We start from the raw sequence: 13,431 nt of genomic DNA on the forward strand, positions 1-13,431 counted from the left end.
GGCACGCCGGACCTGCACTCTCGAGCGACCGTGGCGATCCTGCCTTCAGCCCCGAGCGATGCGCCTCGTCGCCACGTACTGCTCGCCGGCGGCGGTCACAGTCACGTTCACGTACTTCGCAGCTTTGCGATGCGACCTGAGCCGAACACGCGCGTCACTCTGATCAGTCCCTCGCCGCGGGCGGTCTACTCGGGCATGGTTCCCGGAACGCTCGTCGGCCTCTACGGGCCCGACGACGGCGCCATCGACGTGGCCGCGCTCGCCGCACGCGCTGGTGCGAGCTTCTACAGCGACACCGTCGTGCGCGTGAATACGGAAAGGCGCATCGTCGAGACCGCAAGCCGGGGTGAGATTCCCTACGACCTCCTCTCGTTGGACGTCGGCTCCCGTCCGCTCGGAATCGAAGCGGTCCGAGACCTGCCGGACGTCGTCGGCGCGAAGCCCGTAGAGGAGGCGGCACCGCGGATCGCAGCTTTCTTGGACCAAGCCCGTTCGCGCGGGACCGGTCGCGTCGTGGTGGTCGGCGCCGGGTCCGGAGGGATCGAGGTCGCCTTCGCTCTGCGCAAGCAGCTCCCCGCGACCCCGGGCGGTCACGTGACGTTGGTCGAGGCCGGCCCGGCGGTTCTCCCGGCCGGGTCCGATCGAATGCGGCGGCTCGTCGAGCGGTTGCTGCGTGACTACGGCATCGAAACCCACGTGGGTCGGCGCTTCACCTCGTCGGAGGCTGGCACTGTTCGGCTAGACGACGGAACGACGATCCCCGCGGAGCTCGTCGTCTGGGCGACCGGTGCCGAGGGCCTGCCATTCCTTACCGCGAGCGGACTTGCGACGGACGAGCGAGGCTTCGTGCGCGTAGATGATCACCTGCGCTGCGTAACGGCACCCGAGGTCTTCGCCGTCGGCGATTGCGCTCGAATGGAGAGCCATCCGGCGATGCCGCGGGCAGGCGTCTTCGCCGTGCGCCAGGGGCCCATCGTCGAGGAGAACCTGCGACGCAGCCTGCGTGGACGCTCCCTGTTGCGCTACCGGCCCCAAAGCGAGTTCCTCTCCTTGCTGTCCACGGGAGACGGGCGCGCCGCGATGAGTTACCGCGGCCTTGCCGCGCACGGACCGGCCTGGTGGCGCCTCAAGGACTGGATCGACCGCCGGTTCATCGAGAAGTACGCGCCGCCGAAGGCGAGCACTCTGCGACGTGGCCCCGACGTCGCCGCAACCATGCCGATGGAAGCGTGCGGTGGTTGCGCGGCCAAGGTCGATCCCGACATGCTCGCGAGGGTTCTGAGCGGGCTCACCGACGGCCCAGGCATGGGCCTTCCCATCGGCCTCGCGGCGGCGGATGACGCGGCAGTTTTGACGCCGCCGAAGGAGGGCAACCTCGTGTTCACAGTGGATGCGTTCCCGCCGTTTCTCGCCGACCCACTGCTCGTGGGCGAGGTCGCTGCGTTGAACGCGCTGAGTGACGTCTACGCGATGGGCGGCACGCCGACCGCAGCACTCGCGCTCGTCGGCGTCTCGGCGCGAGACGGCGCAAGCCGCGAGGCCGATCTTCGACAGATGATGAGTGGGGCCCGAGCGGCGCTGGATCGACTCGACGTCCCTCTCGCCGGCGGCCATTCGATCGAGACGGATGCGCCGCTCATCGGGTTCGCCGTCATCGGCTCCGTCCACCCGGACGCGACCATGACCAAAGGTGGAGCGTCCGTCGGAGACCGGATCGTCCTCACGAAGCCTCTCGGGACCGGAGTCGTGCTGGCCGCCACGCGGGCCGGCGAGTGCCCGCCCGAATGGACAGAGGCGACGATCACGTCCATGAGAGAGGCTAACGACGTCGCCGCGCGGTGTCTCAACGACGCGGGCGTTCGTTGTTGCACCGACGTCAGCGGCTTCGGGTTGGCCGGACATCTCGCCGAGATGTTGCGCGCAAGCGACGTGGGTGCCGAGATCTATGCGGACGCCTTGCCGGCGCTCCCGGGTGCGCTCGAGCTACTGCGACACGAGTGGCGTTCCAGTGCAGACGAGGCGCTCGCCGACTCCCTTCGCCAGGCGGTTGCGCCGATAGATCTTCCGGGCGACGACCCACGTCTTGGGTTGCTCCGTGATCCGCAGACCTCCGGCGGCCTGGTGGCCGCGGTTCCGCAGCGGCTCTGGCCGGAGGTCCGCCGGCGTTTCGCGGATGCGAGCCTCGAACTCGTCCCCATCGGAACCGTAGTCTCCGAGGCTTCCGGACAGATCCGAGTTCGGTCCGGAGGGCTGGTCGATGACGGCGCATCTGGGCTACACCAGCCCCATGAGTCCTGAAGAAAAACTCGGGCAGGCCGTCCGGCCCCCGTCGTTGCACGGAGTCCGCGTCCTCGATTTCAGCCATCAGGCTGCCGGCCCCTGGGCGACCACGCTCCTCGGTGACCTTGGCGCTGATGTCATCAAGGTCGAGAAGCCGGGCCGAGGCGATTCGATCCGCTACGGCCAGGGTGAGGACGGCTTCGAAGTCGGCAGTCTGAACTTCTGGGGGCTGAACCGCAGCAAACGCGGCATTACCATCGATCTGGGCAAGCCCGAAGGCATCGGTCTCGTCCACCGCCTCGTGCCCGAGTGCGATGTCGTCCTCGAGAACTTCCGCCCGGGCGTCATGGACCGGAAGGGAATCGGGTACGACGTCCTGAAGAAGCTCAACCCGCGACTCGTCTACTGCGGAATCACGGCGTTCGGAGCGACGGGACCGATGGCCCAGAAGCCGGGAATGGATCTAATCCTCCAAGCGACAGGCGGCATCATGAGCATCACGGGCGAAGCCGAGGGACGCCCACCGGTGAAGGCAGGGCCACCCGTGGCGGACATCACGACCGGAGTCTACGCGGCCTTCGCGGTCGCTGCTGCCCTCCTCGAGCGGGAACGTTCCGGGCTCGGCCAGAAGATCGATCTTGCGATGCTCGACGCGGTAATCTCCCTTCTCGCTGATGTCGGGTTGAAGACCCATGTCGGAGGCCGAGATTTCGCGCCGTTCGGCAGCGGGCATCCGGACATCGCGCCGTATCAAGCGTTCCGTGCGAGTGACGGTTACTTCATCGTCGCGTGTCTCACCGGGGCGTTCTGGAAGCGCCTCCCTGCAGCGATCGGCCGGCCCGAACTTCTGGACGATCCGCGTTTTCGGAATATGAAGGCACGCGTGACGAATCGCGACGCGCTCGCCGACGAACTGAACGCCGTGTTCGGAACGCAGCCCGTGGCTCACTGGATCGAGCGCGTCGAAGCCTCCGACATTCCAACGTGTCGGGTCAACAGCCTGCGCGACGTCTTCGCTCTCGAGCAGCTCCGTACGAACGAGACCCTCGTGCCCGTCGAGCATCCGACTCGGGGAACGATCGAGATCCTCAACTCGCCGATCAAGATGAGTGGCAGTCCGCACCACGTCACGCGGGGCGCTCCGACCCTTGGCCAGCACACCGACGAGGTCCTCAGCAGCTTCGGCGTGGACGATGCCGAGCGCGAGCGCCTGCGCGCCGCGGGCGTGGTCTGACTCTCCCCATGAGCGAGTACCGCTACATCGAGTTCGAGTGTCGGGAGGACGGCGTCGCGACCCTGTTGTGGAACCGGCCGGACGTGAAGAACGCGATGCTGCCGGAAATGACCGACGAGGCCGGCGATGCCTTGCACCGCGCGGCGGCGGATCCGGCCGTCCGTGCTCTCGTTCTCTCCGGTGCCGGAGACGCGTTCTCGGCGGGCGCGGACTTGAAGAACCTCGCACGTCCCGACCGCCTCGGTCGCTCTGCCGAAGAAGGACGAGAGCGTGGCCGACACGGAACGGAGCGCGTGCAGCAGCTGCTCACGTTCCCGAAACCGACGGTCGGCGCCATCCACGGGCCGGTTGCCGGTATGGCGTGCGCGTGGGCGCTCGGGTGCGACGTTCTCGTCGCGTCGCCCGACGCTCGCTTTCATCTGAGCTGGGTCCGTGTCGGCTTCGTGCCGGACTGTGGCGCGAGCTGGCTGCTCGTCCGCCGCGTCGGCGTGGCGCAGGCGAAGCGACTCGTTCTGACCGGAGATCCGATCGACGGCGAGGAGGCGTGCCGCCTCGGGCTCTGCGAAGAAGTCAGCGCGCCGGGAGCGGATGTCGACCGGGCGATCGCGCTCGCCGCGCGGATCGCGGAGCAACCCCCGCTCGCAGTTCAGAACGCGCGACGCGTACTCGATTTCGCCGCCCAATCGAGCTTTCGCGATGCCAGCGAAATGGAGTCGTGGATGCAGGGCAGGCTCGGGGAGACCGAGGATCACAAGGAAGCTGTGCGGGCCTTCGCCGAGAAGCGCCCGCCGCGCTTCACCGGCTCATGATCGCCGCGCCCCCCGAGGGCGTACGAACGCTCGTCGACCTGATCATCCGCGGCGCCGAGCGGTTCGGAGACCGCGAGGCCGTGGTCTTCGGCGACACCCGGTGGAGCTACGACGATCTGGCGCGGGAGACCGGGCGCGTGGCGCACGGCCTGCTCAATCTGGGTCTACGGCCGGGCGAGCGCGTCGGTGTTCTGCTTCCGAATTGGCCCGAGTTCTTTGCCTGTGTGTTCGGAATCCAGGCCGCCGGGGGCACGGCGGTGTGTCTCAACACGATGGCCGCCGAGGCTGAGCTTCGGCAGCACGTCGAGCGGACGGAGCTCGTCCGCATCCTCTACACGCCTCGGTTCCTGAAACACGACTACGTGGCCCGGCTCGATGCGGTCGCTCAGAGCCTCGATTCCAAGGACCGGCTCACGGGCCGCATCGCAGTGGCCCGCGCCGAAGAAGCGCCGCCACCCGGCTCTTTAGCGTACGACCGGCTGGGTCGGGACTGGGACGGAGGTGCTGCGGCCCTTCGCGCACTCGACCGGTCTGCGGCCTCGGAGCCGGCTGCGATCTTCTTCACCTCGGGCTCCACCGCCGAGCCCAAGGCCGTCGTGCACGCGCACCGGGCGCTCGTCCATCAGGCGTACGTCGCCGGAGATGCGTTCGGCGTGACCTCGGAGGACCGCGCGTGGGGCTCGCTGCCCCTGTTCTTCACCGGCGGATTCGTGGTCATCGGCCTCTTGCAACTCGCCGCGGGTGGCGCGGTCGTCCTGCAAGACCACTTCGATGCCGGCACGGCGCTCGACCTTATGGAGCGCGAACGCATCACCTTCTACGCCGGATGGCAGCAGGCTCCTGCGCTCTGTGACCATGAGAGCTTCGGCCGGCGTCGACTCGATCTACGCAAAGGCATGTACGCCGACTCGCCGGTCGCCGAACGACTCCTCGCGAGAGGACACGTTTCGATTCAGGGCTATGGGCTCAGCGAGACCGCGACGACCGTCTGCACCGCTCGCTGGGACGATCCGCCGGACGTACGAACCCGCGGCTTCGGGCGCCCATTGCCCGGCGTGGAGATCGCGATCGTCGACGTCGAAACGGGCGAGCGCAGACCGGAGGGCGAGATCGGCGAAGTACGGCTGCGTGGGCCCTCGCTGATGCTCGGCTACCTGGGCGTCGCGCGGGAAGAGAGCTTCGATTCGAGCGGCTATTTCCGAACAGGCGACCTCGGCCGAATCGATGAGAGTGGAACCCTTTGTTTCGAGGGGAGGTTGAAGGACGTCATCAAGACCGCGGGCGTCAACGTGGCTGCCGCCGAGATCGAAGCCTTTCTGGGTGGAGTGGCGGGCGTCCGGGCGGCCTACGTCGTGCCGGTCGCGCACTCGGCGCGCGGACAGAACGTCGGGGCCTTCGTTGTGATGTCGCCGGAGGCCCCGCTCGACGTGCCCCGACTACTGGCCCGGTGCCGCGAGGGACTCGCGTCCTACAAGGTCCCGCGTCACGTCTTCGAGTTGAGCGCGGACAGCGTGCCGCGCACGGGCACGCTCAAGGTCGACAAGCCTCAGCTTCGCAAGCAGGCCGACGAGTGGGCGGACGGCCCGCGCGACCTGATTCCCGCCGGCTCCGTTTGACCCAGGCGCCGTCCGCGCGCACCATTGCCTCGAATGGTTGAGGCACCGCAGCGAGGAGAGGACAACCTCGCCGATCTTCGGATCCAAACCGTCTGCCTTCTGCTCATCGCAACGGTCGTCGCGGCCGTGGCCCTGTTCTGGCTGAAGTCGGTGATGATCCCGTTCGTCCTCGCGCTCTTGATCGCGCTCGGGCTCGCCCCGCTGGTCGATGGGCAGATCCGTTGGTTGCGGTTTCCGAAATGGCTGGCCGTCTTCGTGACCTTCCTGCTGTCGATGGGGCTCCTGCTGCTGATGGTGTCCGTCGTGACCGGCGCCGTGACGCAGCTCGCTGCGAACGCCGGGGCTTACCAGGAACGACTCTCCCAGCTCCTCCATTGGGCCGCCGACACGGTCCCGCTCGAACGCTTCGGCCTCTCGCGGACCGCAGTGCTCCAGCCATTGTCGAAACTGCCGATGGGCACGGTGAGCGGGATCCTCCTCGGGACGACGAACGCGATCCTGGACCTGATGTCCCAGGCGATGTTGGTCACGCTCTTCCTCGTGTTCCTGCTGATCGGCTTCAGCGGCCGCGGCGACGACGGCCCGACGGGCATCTGGGCGGAGATGGAAGCCCGCGTGAAGGGCTTCATCCTCACGAAGACGCTCATCTCCGCGGTGACCGGAATCCTGGTCGGCTTGACGCTTCAGATTCTCGGCATCGAGCTTGCGCTCGCGTTCGGCTTCTTCGCCTTCTTGCTGAACTTCATTCCCACCCTCGGGTCGCTCATCTCGACCGCGCTGCCGGTGCCGATCGTGCTGATGAATCCCGAGATCTCGCTCACCGTGGCGGTTCTCGCGATCGTAATCCCCGGCTCCGTCCACTTCCTGATCGGCAACGTCGTCGAACCCCTCGTCATGGGTGACTCTCTGGAGTTGCACCCTGTGACGGTCCTGCTCTCGTTGATGATCTGGGGAGCCATCTGGGGGATCGTGGGGATGCTCCTCGCGACGCCGATCATGGCGGTCCTGAAGATCCTAAGTGACCAGAACGACGCGACGCGGCCGATCGCCCGCCTGCTCGCCGGTCGAAGAGGTCCGTAGCGCGCTAGAGCGCCGCGACGAACGCCGCGATTTCCGCGGCCACGTCTCCGGGTCGTTCGACGTGCAGGCTGTGGGTCACTTCCGGGATCTCGACGCCTCGGCCCTGCGGTAGCCGCTCCACGAACGCGGCGTGATCGTCGGCGGAGAGAATCGTCGACTCGCCACCGCGCACGACGAGAGTCGGGACGGGAACCCGTCCGACGTCCTCCGGGAAGCTGTGCAGCGGATGGGTCGAGCCGTCGACCGCCTGAAAGCGCTCCCAGTGGAACCGCGAAACGAATCCGCCATCGCCGCTCGGCTTGAAGCTCTCGTGTGCGATCTCGCTCAAGATGTCGTCGGGGACGACGTGCGGCGTGGGGTAGGGCTGAAAGCGTCGCACGGCCACGGCCATCGATGGGTACCGAAGCTGTGGCATCCGGCGGAAGCTCTTCCCGGCACGTACGAGCGCAGGCGCACGCGGCTGGAACGGGGAGTCCAGAACGACGAGGGCGCGAAGCGGGATCTTCGCGCGAAGAGCCAGATGCACCGACAAGAGGCCGCCCTGCGAATGTCCGACCAGGACCCACGGGCCGTCGTCGAGCTCCGCGCTGACGCGCTCCGCGTCTGCGAGATCTTCGGCCCATCCGTAGTGAGCGACGTCCGCCCAATCGCTCTTCCCGTGGCCGCGCCGATCCAAGGCAAACGGTCGGAAGTCGGAACGCAGCTCACGGGCAAGCGGGGCGCACCAGGCCCCGTGCGCCATGCCGCCGTGCATGAGCATCAACGGAGGCGTTGTGGGCGGGCCGCCGTACGAGGTCACGTGCAACCGCAGGCCGTCGGCCTCGACGACGTGCGAGTCTACAGCGTCCATTGCGGCTGGGACTCTGAACCAAGATGGATCGGCGTCAGGTTGTCGTGAGCCACCTTCGGTCAGGTTCCTAGTAGCGCGGAATTTCCGGATCGATGAACAGTGACCAGGAGTCGATACCGCCGGTCAGGTTCGAGATGTGCGAAAAGCCCTGCTGTTCGAGGTAGCCGGCGACCCGTCCGCTTCGAATGCCGTGATGGCACAGGACCACGATCTCGTCTTCGCGACCGAGCTCTTCGAGGCGGGCGGGAATTTCACCCATCGGAATCTCGAGGGCACCGACGAATGGCGCGAGCTGCGTCTCGTCCGGCTCGCGAACGTCGAGAATCGTCGGCGTCTTCCCGCCTGCGAGCAGATCCCGCAGCGCCTCTACTCCGATCTCTCTGACCATGACCTCCCGCTACCCCTTGGACAGCAGCCGCACAAGGTCAACCGGCCCGCGGAGCGCATGCTGTAGCAGGAGCGACCCGCGTCAGATGTCCAGATCCGCGACGGCGGTCGCCCGGTCCATGATGAGGTCGAACCGCGGAGCTACTTCGCGTCCCATGAGCGTCTGGATCGTGTCGTCCGTCGCGGACTTTTCATCGACCGTAATCTGCAAGAGGGTCCGCGTCTGGGGATCGAGAGTCGTCAGCTTGAGCGTCGACGGGTTCATCTCACCGAGCCCTTTGAATCTCTGGACCTGGACGTTCCCCCGTTTGTCGCGCTTCGCGAGGATACTGTCCTTCTCGTCGTCGTCCTGCGCCCAGAACGTCTCCTTGCCGATGTCGATGCGATACAGCGGCGGGACAGACAGATAGAGATAACCGCCCGAGATGAGCTGCGGCATGTGACGGTAGAAGAATGTCATCAAGAGCGTCGCGATGTGATTGCCATCCGAGTCGGCATCCATCAGCAGGCAGATGCGATGGTAGCGTAGCTTTCGAGCGTCGAACTCCCTGCCGATCCCCGAGCCCAGCGCCTTCACGATGTTGGAGAGCTCGACGTTTGCGAGCACCTTCGTCGTCGATGCCTGCTCGGTGTTCAGCACCTTGCCGCGCAGCGGGAGAATGGCCTGGAAGTGCCGATTGCGCCCCTGCTTGGCCGAGCCGCCTGCGGAATCGCCCTCGACGAGGAACAGCTCGGACTTCGAGGGATCCGTCGAGCTGCAATCCGCGAGCTTCCCGGGCAGGTTCAGCCGGTGTGAAACCGCCGACTTCCGTTGCACCTCCTTCGCAGCGGCGCGCGATGCCGAACGCGCCTTCGCAGAGAGGATCACTCGCTCGGCGATCGCGTCGGCCGACGAGCGGTTGCTCAGAAGCCAGTTCTCGAGCGAACTGCGGACGAAAGCGTCGACGACCGGGGTGAGCTCCGAGTTGTTCAACCGATCCTTCGTCTGTCCCTGGAACTGCGGTGCCGCGATGAAGCAGGACAGAAGTCCGACGACACCTTCGCGAACGTCCTCCGCTGCGATCTGCAGGCCCCGCGGGACGAGGTTCTGGAGCTCGAGGTAGTTCCGAACGGCCTTCACCATGCCGGACTTCAAGCCGTTCTCGTGCGTGCCCCCGGAACTCGTCGGGATGCTGTTCACGAACGACGAGAGCGTCTCGTTGGTGTCTTCGGTCCAGGCGAGGGAGCACTCGACGTGGACGCCGTCTTCCTCGCGCGTCGCGTAGAAGGTCTCGGCGGCCACACGCTTCCGCTTCTCCTTCGTGAGGACCTTGTCGAGATATGCGCGAATTCCGTCGTCGTAGTGGAAGGTGTGGGACTCTTTGGACGCCTTGTCCTCAAAGGTGACGGTGAGGCCCTTGTGGAGATAGGCCTTCGATTCGAGCCGATCCTTGATTAGCTTCGGATCGAAGCAAACGTTCGGAAAGATCTTGGGGTCGGGATGGAACTCGATCATCGTGCCACTGCCACGGGTGCGGCTCCCGACCTTCTTCAGCTTCGCCGTTGCAATGCCACGCGCGAACTTCTGTTCCCACTCGGCCCCGTCGCGCTTCACGCGGACGGTCATCTTGTCCGCGAGCGCGGTGACGACCGAGGCTCCCACACCATGCAGGCCACCCGAGTGATAGTAATTCTTCGCCTCGAACTTGCCGCCGGCGTGGAGCGTCGTGAGGATCAGCTCGAGGGCGGGCTTACGGTACTTCTTGTGCATGTCGACGGGGATGCCGCGCCCGTCGTCGCGCACGCGTACGGTCTCGCCATCCTTCTCGAGAGTCACGTCGATCCGCTTGCAGTGACCGTTCATCGCCTCGTCGACGCTGTTGTCGACGATCTCCCACACGAGATGGTGCAAGCCTGGCGAGTCAACCGACCCGATGTACATACCAGGCCTCTTGCGTACGGGCTCGAGTCCCTCGAGTACCGTGATGTCCTTCGCCGTATAGCTCCGCGCCACGCCCTTGCTCCTCTTCCTCTCCGCAGAGGCCGCTTTCGCCGACCCCACCGCCATCGCCGATCGAGCCTAGCAGACACCGGCTACGGCCGACGAACGATGCTAGGTGTCAACGCGATGGCGGCACCGAGAAAGCCCGCGAAGGGCAAGGGCGCGCGCCGTCCGACGAAACGTCGGACGGCCGGGCAACGCCCAGCGGCGCGCGGTACGGCCGAAACCCAGGCCAAGACGGGGGCCCGCTGCGAGCACTTCCCGCAGTGCGTGGGCTGCCCGTGGGTGGACCGGGCGTATGGTGCGCAGCTCGCGGAGAAACACGAGCGGCTCAAGGCCGCGCTCGAGCAACACCGCGAACTTGGGCGCTACCGTCTCGTCGACCCGAGCGGGAGCCCGCATCGATTCGGGTACCGGAACCATGCGAAGCTCGTCTTTCGCGCGCGCCGGATCCAGAAGGGCCGCGAGACGCTCCTTGGGGTCTACAAACCGGGCACCCACAGCGTGATGCCGGCGGAAGCCTGCTCGGTCCACGACCGACTGCTCCAGCCCTTCCTGCGAGATCTCCTGGAGGAGGTTCAGCAACGGGGTGTGTCGATCTTCGACGAGCGGCGACGCGGCGGAGACCTGCGCTACGCACTGGCTCGAAGTTCGCGCCTCAGTGGCAAGATCCATCTCACGCTGGTCTCCGCCAGAAGTCGCCCGGCGTGGCTCGGCGAACTCATTCGTGCCCTACGCCGGCGACATCCCGAACTCGAGAGTGCCTTCCTGTGCACGAACCCGACGCCGGGCAACGCCTTGTTGACCCGCGACATCCACAACATTTTCGGGCCGCCGGCGCTCCTCGAACGCCTTGGCGATCGTATCCTCGAATCGCAGCCCGACGCCTTCCTGCAGGCGAACCCGGACGTGGCAACAAACATCTACCGGGCAGCGGTGAAGGCGTTCCGTGGCCCGCCGTCCGCTCGGATTCTCGATGTCTACTGCGGGGTCGGTGCCATCGGCCTGTCCGTCGTGCGGCCGGGCGACCGACTCCTCGGCATCGAGTCGTCTGTGAGCGCGATCGCCTGCGCTCGGAGCAACGCGCGCCGCGCTCGGGTGCGGAACACACGTTTCGCCGCCGCGTCGGCCGAGGGGGTGAAGCACGTTGCGGCGCAGCACGGGATGCCCGAGCCCGACGTCGTTGTGGTGAACCCCCCACGCAAGGGGCTCGGCGCACCCGTCACGCAGCAGATCCTGGAGTTGGCGCCGGCGCAGGTCCTGTACGTGTCCTGCGACCCGGACACGCTCGCGCGGGACCTCCGGATGTTCACGACCCACGGCTACAAGCTCGAGCGCGTGCAGGCCTTCGACATGCTTCCTCAGACACCGCACGTCGAAGCGCTCGCGGTGCTGTCGCGTCACGGCGCGGTTAGTCCACGGCGATGATTTCGAAGCCCTGGCGCTCGGTGAGCCACTTCACCGAGACGTCGTGGCCCTCGAAGTCCTGGAGGATGTAGGTCTTCTCGTCCGCCCCGCGCAAGAACGGAACCCCGAAGGTGCTCACGGTGTAGGTGCTCGTACTGACGACCACGCCGTCGGCGATGAGTTCGGCTGTGTGGAGCCCGTTGCCGTCGCGGTTGAAGTTGTACAGGAGGCTCACGCCGTTGTCGGCGTCGCCGCACACCGCCTTCGTGTCGTCGCGCGGCGTACCGTACGCGGCGACCATCGGCTCGCCTCCGTCCACGCGGATCAAAACGGACTTGGCGTCGCACAGCCAGGCAGTGAAGGCCCCGATGCCGGTCGCGTAGCGGCCGTCGAGGGGAAACTCGAGCAATCCACGCGGGGCGACCCTGCCCTCCGCCACGGCGGAGAGGAGTGAGATGCGCGGCACGATCACGCCGTTTCGGGCGTCCAGCACCGGGACACCCGTGGCGCGCAGAACCTCGACCAGTTCGGTCACGGAAGCCGACGTGGACTGCTGGCGCAGCAGGGCAAAAGCGCCAGACACGTGGGGCGCGGCCATCGACGTGCCGTTCATGACGCGGAACCCGTCCCCCGGCACTGAGGAATCGATGCCGACGCCGGGCGCGAGGAGAGTCAGGAAGGCGGCCGAGTTCGAGAAGCCGGCCACCGTATCGACAGCCGTCGTCGCCCCCACGCTGACGAGCGTCGAGATGCAGGCCGGACTCGTGAGTCCATCGGCCGACCGCTCGTTGCCGGATGCACCAACCGTAACGATCCCGATCGAGCGCAAGTGATCGATCACGGCCTTGCGCGCGGCGTTCGCTTCGTCGCAGGCCGAGGCGGATGTGAAGGGCACGGCCCCGCCGATGCTCATGTTCACCGCTGCGATCGGAAAGATGTCGGCAAGTGTAAGGACGCGTTCGAGCGCGGCCACCTGGTCCGAGGTGAACGAAGCGGCACAGGGAGTGGCCCCACCGCAAAAGGCACCGTTGAAGCGCGTAAAGATCTGAATCGAAATCAGATCGGCTCCAGGAGCAACGCCGGTGAAGCTCTCGCCGGCCCCCGCGGCAATCCCGGCGACGTGTGTGCCGTGTGCACAGTCCTCTGGTGCGTAGGTACACGGGGCACCGGCGCCGGCACCGGTCTGAGTCGAGCTGCCGTTGGGACAGTCGTCGCCGGAAGAGAAGCACGACTCGGAGACTACGCGGCCGGCGAGGAACGGGTGTGCGGAATCAACGCCGGTATCGAGAATCGCAATGGTCTGGCCGCTCCCGTCGTAGCCGGTCAGGTGGACGGCATTGGCTTCGATTTGCGGGACGCTCTCGTCGAGAATCGGGAAGGATAGTCTGTCCTCCTCGACTGCCACGACGAAGTCGGCCTGCTCGAGGGCATCGAGTCCGGCCTCGTCGACGTCCAGTGCGGCGAACGGAACCGTCTCGAACGCACGGAGCACCCGGCTTCCGGTCCCCCCGAGCGTGGTCGCAAGGCGCCGACCACTCGCCGCGATTCGCGCGCGCTGCCCGATGACCGCCGAACGGGCGGGAAGGGCGCCCTCCGCCGCCACCGACTCGTCCAGCTGGACGAGAACCCGAGCCGACCCTGCCCGGCGCACTGCGTCGGTGAGCCTCGTCGGCACTTTCCCGCCCTCGGCTGTCGTCGTCACCAGAAGAACGGCGAGGCAGGGCAGGGCAACATGGCGAAGCGCAAACATGGACATCTCATTGTAGCCGCGGGCCGCAAACTGGGCG

The 13,431-nt window shown here is 66.7% G+C and carries 10 protein-coding genes; 6 read left to right on the top strand and 4 right to left on the bottom strand.

The genetic code is table 11. The features are described from left to right. The first annotated feature begins 30 nt into the window (after window positions 1-30). Genes selD through P8R42_13385 form a run of 5 tightly spaced genes read left to right on the top strand, consistent with a single transcriptional unit; the run spans window position 31 to window position 7,019 of the window. Window positions 31-2,298 (top strand): selenide, water dikinase SelD, encoded by a 2,268-nt coding sequence (gene selD / locus P8R42_13365; protein MDG2305604.1) that lies wholly within the window; start codon window positions 31-33, stop codon window positions 2,296-2,298. Next, window positions 2,288-3,514, top strand: coding sequence for a CaiB/BaiF CoA-transferase family protein (locus tag P8R42_13370; protein MDG2305605.1), 1,227 nt, complete (start codon window positions 2,288-2,290; stop codon window positions 3,512-3,514). The genes selD and P8R42_13370 overlap by 11 nt, the downstream gene beginning before the upstream one ends. An 8-nt stretch (window positions 3,515-3,522) precedes the next feature. After that, entirely contained in the window at window positions 3,523-4,323 is an 801-nt protein-coding gene (locus tag P8R42_13375) for an enoyl-CoA hydratase/isomerase family protein (protein MDG2305606.1), read from the top strand. Further along, the gene (locus P8R42_13380; GenBank protein ID MDG2305607.1) at window positions 4,320-5,939 is read left to right on the top strand and encodes a class I adenylate-forming enzyme family protein; all 1,620 of its coding nucleotides are present in this window, start codon (window positions 4,320-4,322) and stop codon (window positions 5,937-5,939) included. The genes P8R42_13375 and P8R42_13380 overlap by 4 nt, the downstream gene beginning before the upstream one ends. 33 nt (window positions 5,940-5,972) lie before the next feature. Next, on the top strand, window positions 5,973-7,019 hold the full coding sequence (locus P8R42_13385; protein MDG2305608.1) for an AI-2E family transporter: 1,047 nt from the start codon (window positions 5,973-5,975) through the stop codon (window positions 7,017-7,019). A 4-nt stretch (window positions 7,020-7,023) separates the two neighbouring features. Here the strand turns inward: P8R42_13385 and P8R42_13390 are convergent, their stop codons facing one another. The 3 genes from P8R42_13390 to P8R42_13400 all read right to left on the bottom strand — a co-directional run bounded on the left by P8R42_13390 (window position 7,024) and on the right by P8R42_13400 (window position 10,249). Then, entirely contained in the window at window positions 7,024-7,869 is an 846-nt protein-coding gene (locus tag P8R42_13390; protein ID MDG2305609.1) for an alpha/beta hydrolase, read from the bottom strand. A 67-nt stretch (window positions 7,870-7,936) separates the two neighbouring features. Beyond that, window positions 7,937-8,257, bottom strand: a complete 321-nt coding sequence (locus tag P8R42_13395) for a rhodanese-like domain-containing protein (protein MDG2305610.1) — start codon at window positions 8,255-8,257, stop codon at window positions 7,937-7,939. Window positions 8,258-8,338: 81 nt separating this feature from the next. After that, window positions 8,339-10,249 (bottom strand): DNA topoisomerase IV subunit B, encoded by a 1,911-nt coding sequence (locus P8R42_13400; protein ID MDG2305611.1) that lies wholly within the window; start codon window positions 10,247-10,249, stop codon window positions 8,339-8,341. 114 nt (window positions 10,250-10,363) lie between these two features. Between P8R42_13400 and rlmD the strand changes: the two genes are divergently transcribed. Beyond that, window positions 10,364-11,665: a 23S rRNA (uracil(1939)-C(5))-methyltransferase RlmD gene (gene rlmD, locus P8R42_13405; GenBank protein MDG2305612.1), complete on the top strand. Its 1,302-nt coding sequence runs from the start codon at window positions 10,364-10,366 to the stop codon at window positions 11,663-11,665. On the opposite strand, the gene P8R42_13410 is transcribed toward rlmD, so the two are convergent. Next, window positions 11,649-13,394, bottom strand: a complete 1,746-nt coding sequence (locus tag P8R42_13410) for a S8 family serine peptidase (GenBank protein ID MDG2305613.1) — start codon at window positions 13,392-13,394, stop codon at window positions 11,649-11,651. The two genes, rlmD and P8R42_13410, sit on opposite strands and share 17 nt — an antisense overlap. Window positions 13,395-13,431 lie beyond the last annotated feature (37 nt).

This window comes from Candidatus Binatia bacterium (assembly GCA_029243485.1).
GTDB lineage: Bacteria > Desulfobacterota > Binatia > UBA12015 > UBA12015 > VGTG01.

Bases quoted from the DNA above. Each gene is read 5' to 3' on its own strand.
- P8R42_13395 (MDG2305610.1), bottom strand. From the start codon at position 8,257: ATGGTCAGAGAGATCGGAGTAGAGGCGCTGCGGGATCTGCTCGCAGGC.
- P8R42_13380 (MDG2305607.1), top strand. From the start codon at position 4,320: ATGATCGCCGCGCCCCCCGAGGGCGTACGAACGCTCGTCGACCTGATC.
- P8R42_13410 (MDG2305613.1), bottom strand. From the start codon at position 13,394: ATGTTTGCGCTTCGCCATGTTGCCCTGCCCTGCCTCGCCGTTCTTCTG.
- rlmD (MDG2305612.1), top strand. From the start codon at position 10,364: ATGGCGGCACCGAGAAAGCCCGCGAAGGGCAAGGGCGCGCGCCGTCCG.
- P8R42_13385 (MDG2305608.1), top strand. From the start codon at position 5,973: ATGGTTGAGGCACCGCAGCGAGGAGAGGACAACCTCGCCGATCTTCGG.
- P8R42_13370 (MDG2305605.1), top strand. From the start codon at position 2,288: ATGAGTCCTGAAGAAAAACTCGGGCAGGCCGTCCGGCCCCCGTCGTTG.
- P8R42_13390 (MDG2305609.1), bottom strand. From the start codon at position 7,869: ATGGACGCTGTAGACTCGCACGTCGTCGAGGCCGACGGCCTGCGGTTG.
- P8R42_13375 (MDG2305606.1), top strand. From the start codon at position 3,523: ATGAGCGAGTACCGCTACATCGAGTTCGAGTGTCGGGAGGACGGCGTC.